Below are 22,148 nucleotides of genomic sequence, written 5' to 3' on the forward strand. Positions count from 1 at the left end.
AGGAGTGAACATATGCGTCTACTCGCCGTTGTATCAAAATTAACTGGCGTTTCCACAAATGTTGAAGCCTCTGAAGTTACGCTCAGTTCACCTTCTATCGTGAAACTGTCTGTGTCGCGTGAGGAGGTGAGTCAACTCACGCGCGTTAATCAGGATCTGGTTGTCACACTCCGCTCAGGTGAAACCATCACCATTAAAAATTTCTACCTCGGAAAAGGCGAAGCGCAAAACCAACTTGTTCTGGAGGACAGTAATGGCGCACTGTGGTGGGTTCAGGATACTGACGGAGCATTCCATTTCCAGCACCTGGACGATCTCACACCGCTGATGACGGCCGAAGGCAGTCATGAAGGCGGCGCCGTCTGGCCGTGGGTTCTTGGCGGGATCGCTGTCGCTGGCGGGATTGGCCTCGCTGCGGGTGGTGGTGGTGGCGGCGGCGGCGGTGGGAGTGATAATAACGCTGGAAACGGTAATGCCGGGAACGGCAATGGTAGCGGCGGCAATGGCAACGGTGGCAACGGCGAAGGTAACGGTAACGGTAATGGCGACGGTGACGGTGATGGCGGCACACCGCCAACGACAACCCCTAACAGGCCTGACGTCCCCGTTATCACCAGCATAATCGATAACCAGGAGCTGATTACTGGCCCTGTCAATCAGCAGGAATCCACCAACGATAATACGCCGACACTCCAGGGCACCGGCCCCGCGAATGCCACATTACATATTTTTGATAACGGCGTCGAAATAGGCCAGGTGACAATCGATGCCAACGGCAACTGGTCGTTTACGCCATCCTCTCCTCTGGCAGACGGCACACACCAGTTTACCGTCAGCGTTTCAAACGGTGCTGGCAGCAGCGGCATGTCGGACAGTTGGGAAATTATTGTCGATTCGCTTGCCCCCGACGCCCCCGTGATCACTCAGGAAACCGACAATGTCGGTTCCATTACCGGCCTTATCGCCAATAACGGTGTAACCGACGATGCCACGCCGACGCTCACTGGCACAGGCGAAGTAGGTAGTTTCATCAGCATTTCTGATAACGGCATTCTGATCGGCATGGTCCGGGTGGATGACAATGGGAACTGGACATTTACACCGGACATTCCGCTCAGCGATGGTGTTCACAATCTGACGCTGACGCAAACTGACGCCGCAGGTAACGTGAGCGCGGAAACGCGCGTACCGACATTCACGGTTGATACCACCCCGCCTGCAGCCGCAGTCATTTCCTCCGTTAATCCAGAAGGTAACGAGGTAACTGGTCGCGCTGAGGCGGGAAGCCTGGTCATTATCATCGGCAGTAATAATCAGGTTTTGGGTTCAACAACGGTCGGTCAAACCGGCAATTTCGTCATCGCGATTTCGCCCTCACAGACGCACGGTGAAGCGCTGATCGCGAAAATTCAGGACCCGGCGGGCAACATCGGGCCAGATACCTCTTTCAATGCCACCAACTCTGGCTACCCGGGCGTGCCTGTTATCGTCAGCATAATGGATGATTTTGCCCCCTCAACCGGACCATTGAGCAATAATCAGGCCACCAACGATAATACCCCCACGCTCTCTGGCACTGCCGACGCCAACAGCACGGTGACTATTTACGACAACGGCACAATTATCGACAGCGTACTGGCTGACGGTAACGGTAACTGGACATGGACTTCCAGCTCCCCGTTATCAGATGAGCTACACGCCTTCAGCGCCACCGCGACAAACCAGTCAGGTACAGGAGGCATGTCACCAGCGTTCAATATCAGCATCGACACACAACCACCATCAGCGCCGGACGATCTGAACGTATCTGCCGATGGCACTGTTGTTACCGGGACGGCCGAGCCGGGCAATACCGTGGTTATCACCGGCAGTGGCGGAACTCAGATCGGCAGCGGCGTCGCCGGAACGGACGGCTCATTTACCATCACCATTAACCCACCACAGACCAATGGCGAAACCATTGAAGCCATCGCAACCGATCCGGCAGGAAACCCAAGCCTGCCAGAAACGGCGCTTGCACCGGACATTACCGCGCCACAGCCCCCAACAAACCTGCTAGTTAATGGCACTGGCGACCAGGTCACCGGCAAGGCCGAACCCAACAGTACGGTCAATATTCTGGATCCAGATGGCAATATCATTGGTACGGCAACTGCCGATACGGATGGGGATTTCACCGCAACGCTGGTTCCGCCGCAAACCAACGGCGAGACCCTTACGGCAAATGCGACCGACACCGCAGGCAACAAGGGCGACGACGCCTCTGTCAACGCACCGGACACCACGGCACCTGATGCGCCAACCGGCGTCACCGTCGCCGGAGACGGCGGTTCTGTAAGCGGACATGCTGAAGCGGGAAGCACCGTCACCGTTAAAGACAGCAACGGTAACCCGATTGGCATAGGCCAGGCTGACAGCGGCGGCAATTTCACCGTGTCTATCGCGCCGTCGCAAAAGAACGGCGAAACGGTAAACGTCACCGCAACGGACAGCAGCAATAACGAGAGTCAGCCTACCTCCGCGTTGGCTCCGGATATCACTGCACCAAACCAGCCAGTTATTATTGCCGTTACTGATGATGTTGACGATTTCACTGGCCCCATCAATAACAATGGGTTAACCAACGACGATAAACCGAAAATTGAAGGCATCGCCGAAGCAGGTTCGCGGGTCAAAATTTATGATAATGGCACCCTGCTTGCGACCGTTACCGCTGATAACAACGGTAACTGGAACTATACGCCCACCGCAGCACTAAGCCAGGGCGCGCACGTATTTACGGTGACGGCAACAGACGCTGTCAACAACACCAGCAGCGCCGCCAGTTGGAAAATTATTGTCGATAGCATCGCCCCAACCGTTCCAGTAATAACGTTGGTTAACGATGATGTTGGCAGCATTACGGGCAACGTTGCAAATAACGGTTGGGTCACTAACGATAACACGCCAACCCTCTCGGGTACCGGTGAACCAGGTTCACTGGTGAGCCTGTACGATGGCAGTCTGTTGATGACGGTTATTCTTGTCGACAGTTCAGGCACCTGGAGCTATACCGTTCCGGGAAATCAGGTGCTCAGCGATCGCACTCATCAGTTTACGGTATCGGCAACCGATGCCGCCGGTAATGTCATCACCTCACCCACTGTGGTCAGCGTTACCGTAGATACTCAACCGCCAGGCGATCCTGTCATTTTGGCTGCCACCGACGACGTTGGGAATGCGCCGATCGATCTGCCTTCCGGAAGCCGTTCAAACGATACCTTACCAGAGCTGAAAGGAACCGGAATAGCCGGTTCTACAATCACCCTCTATGAGGGTTCCACGCCAATTGGCAGCACAACGGTTTTACCCGCCGGCACCTGGAGTATTCAACTCAGCCAACCGCTCAGTGAAGGCGCACACAATTTATCTGCTATCGCCACGGACGCTGCAGGCAACGCCAGCAATGCCGGGAACTTTACGCTGACGATTGATACCACCCCACCAGTTGCCCCGGTTATCAGCTCCGCAGAAGGTCTGATTGGGACAAATCTACAAACGCTGAGTAACGGCAGCAGTACCAAGAGCTCGAATCCCGAACTCTCCGGAACCGGCGAGCCCGGCGCGAAGATTACGATTTATGATAATGGCGGTTCTATTGGCATCGTCACCGTACAGCCAGACGGCACCTGGACATTTACCCCAACCTCACTCGCCGACGGGCCGCATAAATTTACCGCCACGGCGACTGACGTCGCGGGCAACACGGGGATCCCGTCGGCAAGCTTTACTCTGACAGTAGACAATACGCCTCCCGCACAACCAGCCGCGCCAATCATTACCGACGATGTGGCTCCGGTAACGGGTGTGGTCACTAATGGCAATACCAATGACACCACGCCAACCTTTAGCGGCACGGGGAACGTCGGGGATCTGATTACCCTCTATCTTGCCGGTACTCCCCCATTGCAGGGAACAACAACAGTAGGTGCAGACGGTACCTGGAGCTTCACTCCGTCAGCACCGGTTGCTCCTGGTAGTTATCAGGTAACTCTCACCGCAACCGATCCAGCAGGCAACGTCAGCCTGCCATCTAACGCCATAACACTGAACATCGACACGACGCCGTCTGCACCTCCGGTGATTATCGCCGCCAACGATAATGTCGGTGACGCCACGGGCGACCTTGCGCCAGATGCCGTGACTGATGACACCACGCCAACCATTCGCGGTACTGGCACAGACGGGGATACCATCACCCTGTATAACGGGGGGACGGTGATCGGTACTACAACGGTGGCTGGCGGAACCTGGAGTATTACGCCAGGGACTGCGCTGGCGAATGGAAGCTACACGTTAAGCGCCACCGCAACCGATCCGGCAGGTAACATCAGCGACAATTCAAACAGCATTTCGTTTACGGTTAACAACACGAAGCTGACGTTGCCGCAGGTAACGGATATTCAGGATAACGTTGGAATCTTTACCGGTTCGCTAACCAGTGGCAGCGTCACGGACGATACCTCCCCGACCATTAGCGGGACCGGCACACCGGGCAGTACAGTGTTAATTTTCGATGGCAATAATCCCGTCGCAATTGCTACGGCTACCGTTGCTGCTAACGGCACCTGGAGTGTGGATGTTCCCCTCACGCCTAACGTCTCTCACACACTGACGTTCGGCGCCGTGGATGCTGCAGGTAACTCACTGGCTGCAGATAACCCGCTGACGGTGATTGTCGATACCCTGCCGCCTGCAACGCCTACGGTTACCAGCGTAGATCCTAACGGGACGCTGGTAAGCGGTACGGCCGATGCCGGCAGCACCGTGATTATTCGCAGCGGTAACACCATTCTCGGCCAGGGGGTGGCAGACGGTTCTGGTAACTTTGCTGTCACCATTTCGCCAGCGCAAACAACCGGTCAGGCGCTCAACGCCATCGCTCAGGATACCGCCGGAAATCAAAGTGATCCGACAACGTTTAACGCCGCTACCTCCAGCGTTCCGCATCCACCGACTCTTGAGATCGTTGATGACATCGCGCCCATCATGGGGGTGATTGGCAACGGTAAAACCACCAACGACACCTTACCGCTGCTGCAAGGGACCGCCACTGCAGGGGCATCGGTGACTATCTATCAAAATGGCGCATCCATCGCCACGGTAACCGCCGATGCCGTGTCTGGCGCATGGAGTTATCAGCTACCCACTGCGCTGACTAACGGCATAACCTATAACTTCACGGTTTCACAAACCGTGGGCGGTACCCCAAGTGGTCTGTCACCCAACTACGCAATCACCATCGACACCACGGCCCCGCAGGTGCCAACTATCACCAGCATTATTGACGATATTGCCCCCGGCACCGGATCGTTGGATAAAGGGCAAATTACCAACGATTCACGCCCGACGTTTAACGGAACCGGCGAAGCGGGGGCAACCATCACCCTTTACGATAATGGCATCGCTTATGCCACTACCACGGTAAACAGCAACGGATTCTGGAGTTTTACCCCGACCGCTCCGCTGGGAGAAGGCGACCATATCTTTACCGCTCGCGCAACAGATGCCGCAGGCAACCAGGGAGATCCATCCGGTGATTACCAGATAATTGTCGATACCCTGGTGCCGAATGCCCCCTCTATTGTGACAGTCACGGACAACGTTGGTACAACCCAAATCCTGACCTCCGGGCAGTTGACCAACGATAATACCCCAACGCTTGCTGGCGTTACCGAGGCGGATTCGCTTGTTACCATCCGCGATAACGGGGCGGTCATCGGCACAACCATCAGCGATGAAAACGGCAACTGGAGCTTTACGCCTGCGCCTGCCCTCGGTGAAGGCAGTCACTCGCTGACTGCCACCGTCACAGATGCCGCGGGCAATATCAGCCCGGCAACGCCACCGTTTGTGGTTGTCGTCGACACGCTGCCGCCAGCGGCACCGACCATTACCTCCGTAATTGACGATCAGCCTGGCAATACAGCGTTGACCAACGGACAACTGACAAACGATGCGCAGCCTACGCTGAACGGCAAAGGCGAAATCGGTACCATCATCACGATCCGTGATAACGGCGACGCCATCGGTACAGCGCAGGTGGACGAGTCAGGCAACTGGCGCTTCACACCGGATGCACCGCTGGGACAGGGACAACATATATTCACCACCGTTGCCACCGATCAGGCAGGTAACTCCGGCGGAGTATCATCATCGTTTACTATTGAGCTGGACTCAGTTGCCCCGTCAATCCCGGTCATCAGCTCAGTTCAGGACAGCACCGCACCGACAACAGGCCCGATAACCAACGGGCAGACCACGAATGAATCCCGTCCGGCCCTGAGCGGCACCGGTGAAATTGGCGCGACCATTACCGTCCTGAGCGATGGTCAGCCCATCGGCACCACCACCGTTGGGGCAAACGGCACCTGGAGCTTAACCCCAACGGATGCACTCAGTAACGGCCCGCATACGCTGACCGTCACCGCCACCGACAGCGCCGGTAATACCAGCCAGCCATCCAATAGCTTCACGCTTATCGTGGATACCGTGTTGCCTGGTACGCCAGCGATTACTCAAGTTGCAGATGATGTCGGCCCGCTGATCGGTAATCTGAACAACGGTCAGGCCACGAACGATCCACTCCCGACGCTTAGCGGCACGGCTGAAGCCAATGCCACGGTAAGAGTTTACGATAACGGATCGTTTATCGGCTTTACCTCAGCGGATGGCACGGGCGCCTGGAGCTTCACGCCAGGAACCGAGCTTGGCAACGGTAACCACGCGCTGACGGTGACAGCCACCGACGCTGCCGGAAACGTCAGCCTCACGTCCGCTGGATTTAACATCGTTGTTGATACCGTCGCCCCGCTTGCGCCAACGATTATCCAGGCTTTTGATGACGTGCTGCCGGGAACCGGAACGCTGTCGAGCGGGGCCTTTACCAACGACACCCGTCCCGTACTCAACGGCTCGGCGGAAGCCGGTGCCCGGGTAGCCATTTACGATAATGGCACGCTGCTGGCAACGGTAACTGCGGCGATAGACGGCACCTGGGAATATCTGCCTGCCGCGCTGGGTAACGGTCAGCATGTGTTTACCGCTATCGCCACCGATGCCGCCGGAAACGTAAGTCCCACCTCCGGCGGGTTTATTATTAATGTCGACACCATTGCGCCATCCGCCCCGCTGCTGGTCTCAGTGGTGGATGATATCGCAGGCGGCGTGTTCAATGCGGCGCTCAACAACGGACAACTGACCAACGATGCGCGCCCGACGCTGAACGGTACCGCCGAGGCAGGCAGCACCGTCAGCATCTATGATGGAAGCACCCTGCTGGGTACGGCGCTGGTGCAAAGTAATAACAGTTGGTCGTTTACCCCAACTACGCCGCTGACGAATGGATCGCACACCTTCACCGTCACCGCGACTGATGCGGCGGGCAACACCAGCAGTGCGACGGCAGGCTTTAGCGTGGTGGTCGACACCACGGCGCCGACGCAGCCTTCAATCAGCAGCATTATTGACGACGTCGGGCCAAACACCGGGGCGATTGGCGCTAATCAGCCAACCAACGACGCACGCCCAACGTTAAACGGCACCACAGAAGCCAACGCGCGGGTCGATATTTACGATAACGGCAGCTTTGTCATCAGCGTGACGGCGGACGGCAGCGGTAACTGGAGTTACACCCCAACCACCGCGCTGGCACAAGGTACCCACTCCTTTACCATCACCGCAACGGACAGTGCGGGTAATACCAGTGGCATATCGTCTGCGGCAGCGATCGTGGTCGATACCGTCGCCCCGGGCATTCCTACAGGGCTGGCGGTAAACGCCAACGGTACCACGCTCACCGGTGTTGCCGAGCCAAACAGCACGGTCATTATTACCTCCAGCGGTGGAACGGTGCTCGGCACGGCAACCGCCAACGCCTCCGGAAATTTCACCCTTCACGCTGAACCCACCGCAAATCAGTGGGCAAACGCTGCAGGTCAGCGCCCAGGATGCCGCAGGTAACATCGGCACGGCGGAACGTTCTGGCACCGTTTACTGGCGTACCGCCTGCGCCGGTTATTGCCAGCGTACTTGATGACGTCGGTACGATCACGGGGCCCGTTGCGGCGGGCAAAACCACCAATGATACGCTGCCAACGCTCAGCGGAACGGCGCAGGCTAACGCCATCGTCAGCCTGTACAACAACGGCGTGCTCATGGGCACCACGACCGCAGACGGTAACGGGATCTGGAGCTTTACCCCATCCGGGGCGCTCAGCGAAGGTAACCACGCGTTTACCGCCACTGCAACAAACGCCAACGGCGCAAGCGGGTTGTCCAGTTCGTTCAGCGTGATTGTGGACACCACGCCACCGACCGCGCCAACGATACTGATCAGCGCCGATGGCGGCACCGTCAGCGGCGTCGCCGAAGCGGGAAGCACGGTCACTATCTCCCTGCCCGGCGGCACCAGCGTGACGGCAATCGCCAACAGCAGCGGTGTCTACAGCGTCAACCTGCCGGTTCGCCAGATTGAAGGCCAGTCGCTGTCCGCCACGGCGACCGATGCGGCGGGCAATACCTCATCGCCGACAAGCGCTATCGCACCGGTATTGCCACTGCTGGCTGAAGACAACGTCACCAGCCTGCCGCTGCAAACCGATGTTATCGTCAGCACCGATCATCAAAGCGATTATGGTTTCCTGCTGGTTAATGCGTTGGGGAATGTCGCCAACGTGCTGGGGAACGATACGGCAAGCGTTAATTTCAGCATCGCTTCTGGCGGCAGCGGGTCCATTACGATCAATGCCGCCGCGACCGGCGTGGTGCTGTCGCTGTTAAACACGCTTGAAGTCGTTATCCAGCGCTTTGACACCTCGCTGAATGCCTGGGTAACGGTGGTGGATACCGGGAAACCAGACTTCGCCAGCCTGCTCACCCTGGGCGCCTCGGGCGTAACGCTCAATTACAGCGGGCTGACTGGCGGTGATTACCGCGTGGTCAGCTACAACACCAACCTGCTGGCGACCGGGGCATACACCAGCCTTGATGTCTCAGTGGTAAAAGCCAGCGCAGGGACCATCATCGGCGGTACCACGGAATCCGGGAACATCATTACGGATACCGATCCCGCCAACGGGCAGGATAATGCGCCTTCCGGCACTTTGGTCACCTCCATCACCGACGGTAACGGCAACGTTGTGAATATCCCGGCGGGCGGCATTGATGTGCAAGGGAAATACGGTATTCTGCATATCAATCAGAACGGTAGCTACACCTATACCCTGACCAATACGTCAATCTCAGTGTATGGTCGTTCTGAAAGTTTCACCTACACGCTGACGCATGGCAGCGATCACTCCTCGGCAAAACTGGTGGTAACGCTCGGTCAGGCTCCAACCACCAGCACGGTAACCGCGGCAGACGATGCAGCAGTGCTGACTTACGGAACGCAGGTCATCGCGGTTGACCACTTGCCTTCACAACAAACCGGTTTCACGCTCGCCAGCGTCGGACTCGGCAATGTGCTGGACGTCAGTCTGGTCAACGGTCTGACTAACCCGATTAAGTTCAACGTTGACGATGGCGCAACCCGCACGCTGACCGTACAGGCGAATGTTCTCGGCGTGACGCTTGGCGGCTTCGATCTCTATGTTTATCGCTTCAACGAGTCAATTCAGCAGTATGAGCAGTACCGGGTACAGCCAAACTGGGTCACTGCCCTACTGGGCGGAAGTTCGTCAGCGTATACCATTACGCTACCGGGTGGCGATTATCTGTTCCTGCTTAACGCTTCCGGCGGCCTGACGCTGCTGACCAGCTATACCCTGAATATTCAGGCCGATCACACCTACGCCATCGACAGCCTGAGTGCGACAACCAATGGCAATCTGCTGATCAACGACTCAGCTCCGGCCAATACCGTTATCACCGAAGTAAACGGTATCGTCGTTAACGGGACGGGCACTACCACTATTAATGGGCAGTACGGCACGCTGACTATCGATGCGAAGGGGAACTACACCTACACGCTAAGAAGCGGACTGGGTGCCGACGGTATCAACACCCCGGACAGCTTCGTGTATAAAGTCAGAGCACCAAACGGCGATACCGGCAGCGCCTCGCTGAATATCAAACCAACGCCGCAGCCGCTGGACGCCGTAAATGACGTCAGCAGCACGATGGCGGTCACCACGCAGGCGGACACCTCCAGATTGTTTGCTGACAACAGCGTCGGGAACGCCAGTTGGAACGCCCAACTCCTTTCTCCCACCTCACAAAATGGCACTGGCGTCATTGAGGTCGCGACGGGAACGGCGGTGCAAAACGCCATACTGCATTTTAACGTTGCTTCAGGTCTGACGCTGGGCGGACTGACCGTCACCTGGGCGCTGTATGACAGCAACAACGTCAAGGTTGCCAGTAACTCATTCAACGGTGGATTGCTTATTGGCGGCAATATCGATATTGCCTTGGGGATCATGTTGCACCCCGGTAACTATCGACTCGACTACACCGGCAGCGTCGGGGCTTTAGGGCTGGGGAATATCACCATCACCCCTAGCGTGAAAGGCACGATAATCGACCTGCAGAACGTCGAAACGTCCGCGGCAAACAGCGTCGCCGGCAACATTTATGATGGGGACCATATTGCCAGCGTGCATACCTTGCTGACGGTGAACGGCACGGGTGGTAGCACCGCCACGCTGGATCCGCTGAGCAGCACGACCAGCGCCATCATTAACGGGTTGTACGGCAAACTGACCATTGGCATTGATGGTCATTACACCTACGCCCTCAACAGCGATGTCTCACTTTCCACCATCCTCACCAAAGAGACATTTACTTACACCCTAAACGATCAGAATGGGCATACCGATACCGCTACGTTGACCATCAACATGAATCCGCAGGTTGTAAGCACCGTGGATGCCGATCGTTTTACCGGCAGTGTCTACGGCGATACGCTGATTTATCACCTGCTCAACGCCAACGATGCTACCGGTGGTAACGTTGGCAATGTTGGCGTTGGACCTACCGATACCTGGACCAACTTCTCGCTGGCCCAGGGTGACAAAATCGATATCGGCGACCTGCTGGTGGGCTGGAACGGGCAGAACGCTACGCTCGGCAACTACCTCACCGTGACCACCAACGGTAACAACACGGTGATTGCCATTGACCGCGACGGTACGGGCAACACTTATCACTCAACCAATCTCATAACGCTGGAGAACGTACACACCACGCTCGATGAGCTGGTGCAACAAAATCACATTGTGCCCTGAAGCTAACGCATAACGTTAAAGCGCCATAACTACAGCCCCGGATGCCATGACGTCCGGGGCAATAACAGTCGTCGCTGCCGTATTTTGTAAGGGATAAACTATGAGAAATGTCGCGCCTGTTGCCTTACTGCTGGCATTAACGCTCTGTACCCTGCGGGTGAATGCCGAAGATGAACCGCAAATTATTACGCCGGAAGGCCTGGCCACCAGCCAGATGCTGCCCTCGCTGGACGGCGCGGTTGCCGATCTGCCGCTAAGCGCCGCCGCCCCCGGCAGCCTGACGCTCAACGACGCAGTGAGTCGCGCCGTGAGCTGGCATCCTTCTATTCGTGAATCCATCGGCAAACTGCTCTCACAAAATGAGCAGATCGATGTGGCGAAATCAAAATATTACCCGCAGGTTTCTGCCGGGATGAACAACGGTTACAGCAATACTTATACCGATCACGGCTTTAGCCCGGCTCTGGTTATTTCAGTGTCGCAAATGCTGTACGACTTCGGCAAAGTGGCAAGCCAGGTCCGCGCTGAAACCGCCGGATCCGCACAACAGCAGGCGAATGTATTACTCAGTATTGATACCATCGCCCATGCAACCGCCAACGCGATAGTCCAGGTGCAGACGTGGCAGCAAATGGTGGACGCCGCCGAAGAGCAGCTCAGCGCCTTGAACGGTATTGGTCGGCTGACCCGTCAACGCAATGATGAAGGGGCAACCTCGCTATCCGACGTGGTGCAAACCGATGCGCGTATCGAGTCTGCACGTTCTCAGTTGGCGCAGTATCAGGCTAATCTCGACAGCAGCAAGGCAACGCTGATGAGCTTCCTCGGCTGGAACTCGCTTAACGGCATCAGCAACGAATTTCCGGTCAAACTGGACAGCAGTTGTGATGGGGTCAAACCGGACGATAAGCTGGTTCCTGCGGTGCTGGCGGCATGGGCGCAGGCGAATGTGGCACAGGCAAATCTCGATTACGCCAACGCGCAGATGACGCCCACTATCTCCCTGGAGCCGTCGGTTCAGCACTATCTCAACGACAAATACCCCAGCCATGAGGTGCTCGACAAAACCCAGTACTCCACGTGGGTAAAAGTCGAGATGCCGCTGTATCAGGGGGGCGGACTCACCGCCAGACGCAACGCCGCCAGTCACGCGGTAGAGTCTGCACAGTACTCCATCCAGCGTACCCGACTTGAAGTACGGCAGAAATTACTGGAATCCCGCAGCCAGGCGATGAGCCTCGCCACTGCCCTGCAGATCCTGCGTCGCCAGCAACGGCTGAGTGAACAAACGCGCGAGCTTTATCAACAGCAGTATCTGGACCTCGGGTCACGCCCACTGCTCGACGTGCTTAACGTCGAGCAGGAGGTATATCAGGCCCGTTTTGCTGAACTCCAGACTCAAAACCAGCTGCGCCAGCTCCAGTTGAACTGCCTCTATAACACCGGCTCGCTTCGCCAGGCGTTCGCCTTAAATAACCGCAGTATTCAATCGGTGGAGATAAAGCTATGAGCGACGTCGATACACATGCGGAAGATGCGATTGGCGAACACGCCCTGAGCCTGTGGGCGCTGGCGATGACGCATATTGCCAGCCACTATCGCGTTGCCTGTTCGCCCGGCGCAATCCAGGCCAACGCCCCGTGGTTTGCGGGAAAAAGCCGAGCTATGGCCCTGTCGCAGCTGGCGCGTCAGGCAGGGCTGTCATTTCATGCGCTGGATACCGCCACGCAGGCGTTCGGCCAGTGGCGTCTGCCGGTGGTGGCGGAACTGCGCGACGGCCAACTGATGGTGATAGAACATTTCAACGGTGAAGATGCGTTGGATGTTTTTATCATCGCCGAAGAGGGCCAGCGTAACCGACTCACAGTTGCAGAACTTCTGCCGGAGATCGTGAGCATTACCGCGCTGCGCCCGCTGTCAGCGCTGAAGGACAGTCGGGTAGACCGCTATATTTCGCGCTTCAGGCCCGACTGGATGCGCGAACTGGTGTTACAGGACATCCGCCCTTACCTGCCGGTCATGGTTGCCGCCTTTCTGATTAACGTCCTGTCGCTCGCCGGGATTATCTTTTCGATGCAGGTCTATGATCGGGTGATCCCCGCCCAGTCTTATCCAACGCTGTATGTTCTCTCCACCGGCGTTCTGGTGGCGGTGCTGTTTGGCTTTTTGCTGCGCGAAGCGCGTACCCACATAATGGACCTGCTCGGCAAACGCGCCGATATGCGCATTTCCGATCGCGTGTTCAGCCACGCATTGCGGCTGCGCAACAGCGCCGTTCCCCGCTCGACGGGGAGCTTTATTTCTCAACTGCGCGAGCTGGAACAGGTTCGCGAGATGATCACCTCCTCGACCCTGTCGACGATTGTCGATCTACCGTTTTTCTTTTTGTTTATCGTGGTGCTGGCCTTTATCGCCCCGCCCTTGGCGTGGATAGCCCCCGTCGCGGCCCTGCTGATGATCCTGCCCGGTTTGCTGTTACAGAAGAAACTGGCGGTACTCGCCAACCAGGCAGCGCATGAATCCACCCTGCGCAACGCGGTGCTGGTCGAGAGCGTTCAGGGGCTGGAAGATATCAAGCTGATGCAGGCGGAAAACCGCTTTTTACAACAGTGGAACAGCTACATCCGTATTACCGGAGAGTCCGGGCTACGCACGCGCAAGCTGACTCAGGGGCTGATTGGCTGGGGCATGTCGGTACAAAGCCTGGTCTACGCCGCCATCATTATGTTCGGCGCGCCGATGGTCATTGAAGGCACAATGACCACCGGGGCCGTGGTGGCCGCGTCGATGCTCGGTTCCAGAATGATTGCCCCGATGGCGAACTTGTGTGGCGTGCTGGCCCGCTGGCAGCAGGTCAAGGCGGCGAAGATGGGGTTAGACAGCATCATGCAGCTTCCCACCGAAACGCAGTACGATGAAGACCGGGTGCATCAGGAGATTTTTCACGGCCATTATCTGTTTGAAAACGCGCACTTTCGCTACCACAGCGACGATCAACGCGTTCCGCTGCGCATCTCGCGTCTGGAGGTCATGCCCGGCGAACGGGTGGCGATCCTCGGGCGTAACGGCGCCGGGAAATCAACACTGCTACAGGCCATGGCGGGCGGCGTGGAGATTATCCAGGGCGATGTCCGACTCGATAACCTGAGCCTGGCGCAGATCGATATGGCCGATTTACGCCGCAATATCGGTTTTCTCAGTCAGAATGCGCGGCTGTTTTTTGGCACCCTGCGCGAGAACCTTACCCTCGGCGCACCGCATGCCAGCGACGCGCAGATCTTCGAAGCGCTGGAGGTCAGCGGCGCGGCGGCTTTTGTTAAACAACTCGCCAAAGGGCTGGCGCACCCCATTATGGAGGGCGGCAACGGTCTGTCCGGTGGACAACAGCAGTCGATCCTGCTGGCAAGAATGCTGCTGCGATCGCCCAATATCGTGCTGCTCGACGAACCCAGCGCCTCGCTGGATGAACATACCGAACGAGAGTTTATTCAGCGCCTGAACCAGTGGCTGGGCAACCGAACATTGATTGTCGCCACCCATCGCGTGCCGGTTCTGGAGCTGGTCGAGCGCGTAGTGGTGTTAAAAGAAGGTCAACTGGTCATGGATGCCCCGAAAGCGCAGGCGCTGAATGCGAGCCGGGCACCAGCCCCTACTCACGGTCGGGAGTGGAAAAATGAAAACCAATCCGCATGACGCTGCCATGGACGACCTCGATATCCGCCGCGAGCACCGTTTCTCCGGGGCCAGCCGCATTATTCTGCTCAGCACACTGCTGTTTGCCGTCCTGGGTATCTGGGCGTATTTCGGCAAGCTGGATGAAGTCTCGACCGGCAGCGGGAAAGTAATCCCCAGCTCGCGCGAGCAGGTCTTGCAGTCGCTGGATGGCGGTATTCTCGCCGAGCTCACGGTACGCGAAGGAGATAAAGTACAGGCTAATCAGATTGTCGCGCGCCTCGACCCCACTCGCTCTGAGTCCAACGTTGGGGAGAGCGCCGCCCGCTATCGCGCCTCACTGGCTTCCAGCGCAAGGCTCAATGCCGAAGTTAACGATCTGCCGCTCATTTTTCCCGCTTCACTACGCGCCTGGCCGGATCTCATCGCCTCCGAAACGCGCTTGTATAAAAGTCGCCGCGCGCAGCTCGCTGATTCTATGGCAGAACTGCAGGATGCGCTGGTCTCGGTAAATAAAGAGCTGGCCATAACCCAACGGCTGGAAAAAAGTGGTGCCGCCAGCCACGTTGAAGTGCTGCGTCTGCAACGACAAAAAAGCGATTTAGGATTAAAAATCACCGATCTGCGCTCACAATACTTCGTGCAGGCGCGGGAAGCGCTGTCAAAAGCCAATGCCGAAGTGGATATGCTGGCGGCTATTTTGAAAGGACGCGAGGATTCCGTCACCCGCCTGACCGTGCGCGCGCCGATGCGCGGTATTGTGAAAAACATCCAGGTCACTACCATTGGCGGCGTTATCCCGCCCAATGGCGAGATGATGGAGATTGTACCGCTGGACGATCATCTGCTGATTGAAACTCGCCTGTCTCCGCGCGATATCGCGTTCATCCACCCCGGCCAGCGGGCGCTGGTGAAGATAACCGCTTATGACTACGCGATTTACGGCGGTCTGGAAGGCGTAGTCGAAACTATTTCCCCGGACACTATTCAAGACAAAGTGAAACCGGAAATATTCTACTACCGCGTGTTTATCCGCACCCATCAGGACTTCTTACAGAACAAACTGGGACGCCATTTCCCCATCGTACCGGGAATGATTGCCACAGTGGATATAAAAACAGGTGAAAAAACCATCGTCGACTATTTAATCAAACCGTTTAATCGCGCAAAAGAAGCGCTGCGCGAGCGGTAAATCCTTGAGGATTAGGGGTTGCGGGGGCTGGTCACGCGTGTCACAAGTCTGTTATACTTGCTCTAACACATTGGGGCTGATTCTGGATTCGACGGGATTCGCGAAACCCAAGGTGCATGCCGAGGGGCGGTTGGCCTCGTAAAAAGCCGCAAAAAAATAGTCGCAAACGACGAAAACTACGCTTTAGCAGCTTAATAACCTGCTCTGAGCCCTCTCTCCCTAGCTTCCGCTCTTAAGACGGGGATCAAAGAGAGGTCAAACCCAAAAGAGATCGCGTGGAGGCCCTGCCTGGGGTTGAAGCGTTAAATCTAATCAGGCTAGTCTGGTAGTGGCGTGTCTGTCCGCAGGTGCCAGGCGAATGTAAAGACTGACTAAGCATGTAGTACCGAGGATGTAGGAATTTCGGACGCGGGTTCAACTCCCGCCAGCTCCACCAAAATTCTCCATCGGTGATTACCAGAGTCATCCGATGAAGTCCTAAGAGCCCGCACGGCGCAAGCCCTGCGGGCTTTTTTGTGCCCTCAATTTGTCCCGCGAAGTCCGAAGATAACTAATTAAATCCGAACCTTTTAGGCACCTTGTTAGGCACCTCATAAAGCTTTATTGTTTTTGAGGTGCCTAAAACTATGGAAACCCGGCAATGGCAAGACAAACCAAACCTCTATCCGTTAAAGAAATCGAATCTGCTAAACCCAAGGAAGCGGACTACGTTCTCTATGATGGCGATGGCCTTGAGCTACTTATCAAATCCAGCGGGAGTAAAATCTGGCAGTTTCGCTACATTCGCCCCGTCACTAAGAAGCGAGCGAAAAAGAGCATTGGCCCCTACCCGTCAGTTACGCTTGCCGATGCCAGAAACTACCGGGCAGAGTCACGCTCTCTCCTGGCGAAACAAATCGATCCACAGGAACATCAGCAAGAACAACTTCGCAGTTCGCTTGAAGCTAAAACCAATACTTTCCAGCTCGTGGCTGAACGATGGTGGAATGTGAAGAAAGCCAGCGTGACAGAGGACTATGCCGACGATATCTGGCGCTCTCTTGAAAGAGATGTCTTTCCTGCAATTGGCGACGTTAGCGTTACAGATATTAAAGCTCACACACTGGTTCAGGCCGTCCAACCAGTTCAGGCCAGAGGAGCACTGGAAACCGTTCGTCGCCTGTGCCAACGCATTAATGAGGTCATGATCTACGCCCAAAACACAGGGCTTATTGATGCTGTTCCCAGCGTTAATATCGGTAAAGCCTTCGAGAAGCCTCAGAAAAAGAACATGCCCAGCATTCGACCGGATCAGCTACCTCAACTGATGCAGACAATGCGAACAGCCAGCATTAGCCTTTCCACACGCTGCCTGTTCATGTGGCAACTTCTTACTATTACCCGCCCTGCCGAAGCGGCTGAAGCTCTCTGGGAAGAGGTAGACATAGAAGCGCGAGAGTGGAAGATTCCTGCAGCACGCATGAAAATGAACCGCGACCATACTGTTCCATTGTCAGATGAAGCAATTGCGATACTGGAGATGATGAAGCCGTTAAGTGGAAATCGAGAATTTATCTTTCCCAGCCGCATCAAGCCAAACCAGCCGATGAACAGTCAGACCGTAAACGCATCGCTAAAACGCGCAGGTTTTGGTGGGGTCCTCGTTTCACACGGTTTGCGATCTATTGCCAGTACAGCTCTCAACGAGCAAGGTTTTCCGCCTGATGTGATTGAGGCTGCATTGGCCCACGTGGATAAGAATGAGGTTCGCCGTGCTTATAACCGCAGCGATTACCTGGAACAGCGTCGCCCGATGATGCAATGGTGGGCTGATTTTGTGATGGCAGCTGATTGTGGAAGTATGATTGAGGGCAGTATGAAAGGAATGAGGTTAGTAGGGTGACGGGTAACTAATAACAGTTCCTACTTTAATACAGTGCTAAATGAGGCTTTAAATTTCATCCCCGTAAGCGCCAAAAACGGAAGTTGGTATTTTTTGCCAAATTGAAAGATGCTTACTGATATGCCAGCTAAACCCGTGCCTATCCAGATTCAGTTATCGTTTCTGAAATCAGGTTGTTAGACAGTAAAATGGGTCGAAGGATGACCCGTTTTTACTTATTCGAAAATCGGCTCGCCATCACCGGGAAAAAACCATTCGCAGACTTTACCGTGTAACCTAATGCGCTTAATACCGGGCTGATTTCTGGACGATGAGCAGTGCACACTACCACTCTGAATCCGAAAGCCAGAACTACAGACTGGTTCGGGACCGGGACGCACCGCTGTTCTCTTGATATGGAGCTTTCGACTACCTTCCATAGCCACCGATTTGCTCCATAGCGATCAGTCAGTCCGCAATGAACCCACGGTGGCGCCATTTCGCCCGTACGAAATCCTTGAAGTTGTAGCCCTGTCCGAGATTGAGTCCATCGGCGTGATCGCAGACGATGATCTGTGGCATCACGCCCGTCTCACGCGCCGTATCATCACAGAAATGCGCCATCTGCGTGAACATGTTCGACACCGCATCGATGTCATCATGCAGTTCTATACCTTGGGTGTCCTCGGCCCGCAAATTCTCGGCTTCGAACTCCTCGCCCTCATCCTTGGAAGGGAAGTACACCTGAGTTGGTTGATCCAGAAATAGGATGGGGGGGATTGCACATTTGTCCCCCCAAGCAGCGAACTGGTAATGTAGCGCCATAAACAGGGTGAGGTGTGAGTACACCCAGTTGGCACCACTGCCCATAGAGCGGAGAAACACTTTCTTGTGCGCCTCTTTCTCGTGCCACAGGTCAAACGTATTAATATCAAATCGCAGGGAGCCCTTCCTGTAGGTCTCCTCGAAATGGAACCGCTGACCGATCTCCTTCATTTTTTTGTTGATATCCCGAGATAACCGATCCAGCTCGATATCAACGTCATACTTATCCAGAAGCTCCTGATACTTCTTGACCTGCTCTGCCCAATACGCCTTAATCTTCTTGAGGTCAGATGGCGGATTCTCGATGAACTCATCGATAGCGATCTCAAGTAACAGCTTGGCCTTTTTCGGCGCATCTTCGAGCGAGCTTGCTTCTGCAACCCGCCTATCATGCTCTTCGAAAGGTTTGAGCGAGGTTTGAACGCTCTTCAGCTTCAGCCGAATTTCCTTGATCTCCTTTCTCAGATCACGACTCTCCTGCCCCAAGCTCTCTCGGGCGTAGGAGGAAAGCCTCAACTCGGTATTGAGCCACTCAATCGCCTGAGTGAGTTTGTTCGCCTGATCTTCGGGAATGTCGGAGTGCGACTCACAAACGGGGCAGAACGTGTGATCAAAGCTCGTGGAACGAGGGACTGTCAGTGACGCATACGAGGTACCGATCCCCTTGACCTGCTCGACAGACCGTTCCAGCAGGTTCAGCCGGCCAATGGCTGAGCGTAGTTCGGCCACAAGCTTGGCTTTCTGGTCACGCAAGGAGTTGAGGGTTTTCTCGTAGTCGTCGGCTAGACCATCCACAAAAACTGGGGTCGCGAGCATAAGCCTGAGCGCTTCCTTTGGCTTGAGGAAAATTTCATCTGCCGTCATGTCGAAGAGGGGCTTTCCTGCAAGAGCTTGGTACTGATCCAGCAGTCTGTTGAATTTCGCGATGGCCATCTCTCGCGCTTTGTCGTCTTTCGGTATTTTCAGCTCAACACGCCGAAGCTCATAGGACGCCTCGGTCAGATCTTTATACACATCAAAGTAATCTTCCTTCACGATCCCCATGAGAATCTTGAAGTGGTCGATCGCCTGGTCTCGTTTAACCTTCTCATCGAAACGGTAGAAAATCGCATGCTTATTCGCGACCAGATTCTGGTGCTGCAGCATAAATGACGGGAAGCTTCGCACGGACGGCGTCGCACCTTTGGCCCCCGTGACCTGCTTATACATTGGGTCTGTATCAATGTTCTCCATCGTGATACCGAAGAACTTGCCCAGGCTCTTCAAGAACTGATCTTTGTGAATATAGTGTCGTTCATCGAAGAAGTATTCGACGTGTCCCATGAGCTCAAGAATGTTGTCCGCCTCTGTCCCAGTGACTTCACGCAAGAAGCAGCGTTTGGAAGCTGCTGTACGCCCTATTACCAAAGTCAGCGTAGGGAATTGCAGGACGGTGAAAAATGTCTTGCCACGCTCGGTCAGCTTGCCATCAGGGATAGTGTCTTCGCTGCTGCCCAGGCAATAGTCGAAGATCTCCAAGATAGCACTCTTACCTGTCGAAGACTTCCCGGTAATGATGTTCAGACCCCGAGTAAACTCCACAGCATGAATCCGGTCGTCTTTGTCAACGACGCCGATAAACCTTACATAGCAGTTCATAGCGATTTCAACCCCAAAGACCTGTAAACAGAAACAACATTTTCACCGTTAAACACAACAGCGAGCTTTCGTGCGTACTTGATGAGCTGGGCATTAGCATTTTCTTCCCTGATCTTACCTTGGGGTTCCACCGACATGTCGTCATTGACCTTGATGCTTTTCTCGGAGGTAAGGATGAGCAGGGAAGCATGGGTGATTGGCTTGTATTCCTCGATCCTGGCCTCCAAGCCAAGAACACGGCTTGGCTCCTGCATCAGCGTGCGCAATGAGCTGTTTTTCTTGGCATAGTTCAAGAACTTATGCATGGGCTTGTATGTCACTAGCGGCAGCACTAGGTAGCTAAGAAGGATGTCCTTCTCTGTCGGATCCCAGTGGTCATAGAACGAGTGGATGATGGGCGCGAGAGCAAATGGCGTCCGGCGCAAGGTATAGATGTAGTCGGCAGCGTTCAGGTTCACGGCCATAGTCTCCAGTAAAACGTTTTGTCTTCGTCATCGGTTTTCACATCAGCCAGCATGTGGTAGATGCCGTTTCGAAAGTCCGCCGTCGTATCTTCAAAGGTGTTTAACTGCACCACGGTTTCGGCGTGCTGCTTGTAGAAGAACTTCAGCGATTGGCGCCGCAACTGGATGGGACAGGTCTCATCCATGCAATCAACCATCGCACTCAGGCGTCCATCCAGATGACGATCAAGGTGGTTTTTCTGGTAGCGCTTGACGTCAAATTCAGAGGCCAAGTTGTCGCTATACAGCTCATCAATGACCTCACCCGCAATGAGCAATTGCAGGGCGGCCTGCTTGATCCGTGCTTCACCACCGATCTCTCGAATTTTCTGGACGAAAGGCCGGTCAGCAATTTCATCAAGATCAATCTTCTGCTTCAGAGCGTCGGTATCGACCTCCGGAAAGATGCTCGAATGTTTCATGTAGAGCTTGGTCAGATCAACAAACTTGGCGGTGAACTCCTCGCAGGTGATCTCCCAGCCAGTATTGATGTACCGCGAGCTCCCAATAAAGCCCAGGATGTCATCCATGAAGGTCTGCTGCTTCGACTCCCGTATGACCCTGAGTTTGTCCACCTTATAGGCATGGAGTCGCTCGTTGAGCGAAGGTGAGCCGGTGATGAATACCGCGCGCTCCAGCACCTCCAGCAAATCGTCTCTGATTGCCAGATCCATGACCGACCGCTGCAACTGCAGGGTTTCCGATGGCTCCGTCGCCTTGGAGGCGGCAAAGCGCTGCTCAGCACCGTCGTAGATCGCAAGCAGTAAAGCGAGCTTTTCGCCAGCGGTGGAGCCGTTCCAGTCGGTCAAGGTGGACTTGGGTGAGTACTCCTGGTTCGTCAAGAGTATCAGGCTTTCGTAGGCCTTATGGTCAAACGCTTTATTCAACCAATTATTCAAGGTGTTCCAGATGTTCTGGTGGCCATCTCTCAAGGTATCGGCATACAGCTTGACCTCCACCTGAGCCACATCCTCCAAGGTTACATCGCCGTACACCTCGACCCAGAGGCGTTTCCCCTTCTCCAGCTTATGGCAGTACTCAAGCGCAACAACTAACTGATACATAAGGGCTTCGAAAAGCTTCGAAGCATCAAACGGCAATTTCTCTGACAATTTATCCATAAACATTCCATGACCGACTTCAGAGGCAAGAGCGACCATTACACTGAATGCACTCTAGCGTGATGATCC

The 22,148-nt window shown here is 55.3% G+C and carries 7 protein-coding genes, 1 other RNA gene and 1 pseudogene; 6 read left to right on the forward strand and 3 right to left on the reverse strand.

Going from position 1 to position 22,148, the window contains the following annotated elements:
• The first annotated feature begins 12 nt into the window (after positions 1 to 12).
• From GPJ68_RS18560 to GPJ68_RS18585, 6 genes and pseudogenes are all read left to right on the forward strand, one after another.
• Positions 13 to 11,267: pseudogene (locus tag GPJ68_RS18560) on the forward strand (BapA/Bap/LapF family large adhesin).
• 100 nt (positions 11,268 to 11,367) lie between these two features.
• Positions 11,368 to 12,777 carry a TolC family outer membrane protein gene (locus GPJ68_RS18565; protein ID WP_104652035.1) on the forward strand — a complete coding sequence of 470 codons (1,410 nt, stop codon included), beginning with the start codon at positions 11,368 to 11,370 and terminating at the stop codon, positions 12,775 to 12,777.
• The gene (locus GPJ68_RS18570; protein WP_172860545.1) at positions 12,774 to 14,960 is read left to right on the forward strand and encodes a type I secretion system permease/ATPase; all 2,187 of its coding nucleotides are present in this window, start codon (positions 12,774 to 12,776) and stop codon (positions 14,958 to 14,960) included. Before GPJ68_RS18565 ends, GPJ68_RS18570 begins: the two co-directional genes overlap by 4 nt.
• Positions 14,961 to 14,967: 7 nt before the next feature.
• A complete protein-coding gene (locus GPJ68_RS18575; protein ID WP_104652039.1) occupies positions 14,968 to 16,131 on the forward strand; it encodes an HlyD family efflux transporter periplasmic adaptor subunit in 1,164 nt (387 codons plus the stop codon).
• Positions 16,132 to 16,203: 72 nt separating this feature from the next.
• Positions 16,204 to 16,567: a transfer-messenger RNA gene (gene ssrA, locus GPJ68_RS18580) on the forward strand.
• 204 nt (positions 16,568 to 16,771) lie between these two features.
• Positions 16,772 to 18,013, forward strand: a complete 1,242-nt coding sequence (locus GPJ68_RS18585) for an integrase (protein WP_033811201.1) — start codon at positions 16,772 to 16,774, stop codon at positions 18,011 to 18,013.
• Positions 18,014 to 18,460: 447 nt separating this feature from the next.
• Here GPJ68_RS18585 and GPJ68_RS18590 read toward each other — a convergent pair whose 3' ends face one another.
• From GPJ68_RS18590 to GPJ68_RS18600, 3 genes are read right to left on the reverse strand one after another with little or no spacing between them, the layout of a single operon-like run.
• Positions 18,461 to 20,455 carry a DUF3732 domain-containing protein gene (locus tag GPJ68_RS18590; RefSeq protein WP_033811202.1) on the reverse strand — a complete coding sequence of 665 codons (1,995 nt, stop codon included), beginning with the start codon at positions 20,453 to 20,455 and terminating at the stop codon, positions 18,461 to 18,463.
• Positions 20,452 to 20,919, reverse strand: coding sequence for a three component ABC system middle component (locus GPJ68_RS18595; protein WP_033811203.1), 468 nt, complete (start codon positions 20,917 to 20,919; stop codon positions 20,452 to 20,454). The genes GPJ68_RS18590 and GPJ68_RS18595 overlap by 4 nt, the downstream gene beginning before the upstream one ends.
• Positions 20,910 to 22,079: a hypothetical protein gene (locus tag GPJ68_RS18600; RefSeq protein ID WP_033811223.1), complete on the reverse strand. Its 1,170-nt coding sequence runs from the start codon at positions 22,077 to 22,079 to the stop codon at positions 20,910 to 20,912. Before GPJ68_RS18600 ends, GPJ68_RS18595 begins: the two co-directional genes overlap by 10 nt.
• Positions 22,080 to 22,148 lie beyond the last annotated feature (69 nt).

The sequence above is a fragment of the Citrobacter sp. 172116965 genome, from assembly GCF_013458095.1.
In the GTDB taxonomy this organism is placed as follows: domain Bacteria; phylum Pseudomonadota; class Gammaproteobacteria; order Enterobacterales; family Enterobacteriaceae; genus Citrobacter; species Citrobacter braakii.

Bases quoted from the DNA above. Each gene is read 5' to 3' on its own strand.
- GPJ68_RS18570 (WP_172860545.1), top strand. From the start codon at position 12,774: ATGAGCGACGTCGATACACATGCGGAAGATGCGATTGGCGAACACGCC.
- GPJ68_RS18590 (WP_033811202.1), bottom strand. From the start codon at position 20,455: ATGAACTGCTATGTAAGGTTTATCGGCGTCGTTGACAAAGACGACCGG.
- GPJ68_RS18565 (WP_104652035.1), top strand. From the start codon at position 11,368: ATGAGAAATGTCGCGCCTGTTGCCTTACTGCTGGCATTAACGCTCTGT.
- GPJ68_RS18585 (WP_033811201.1), top strand. From the start codon at position 16,772: ATGGCAAGACAAACCAAACCTCTATCCGTTAAAGAAATCGAATCTGCT.
- GPJ68_RS18600 (WP_033811223.1), bottom strand. From the start codon at position 22,079: ATGGATAAATTGTCAGAGAAATTGCCGTTTGATGCTTCGAAGCTTTTC.
- GPJ68_RS18575 (WP_104652039.1), top strand. From the start codon at position 14,968: ATGGACGACCTCGATATCCGCCGCGAGCACCGTTTCTCCGGGGCCAGC.
- GPJ68_RS18595 (WP_033811203.1), bottom strand. From the start codon at position 20,919: ATGGCCGTGAACCTGAACGCTGCCGACTACATCTATACCTTGCGCCGG.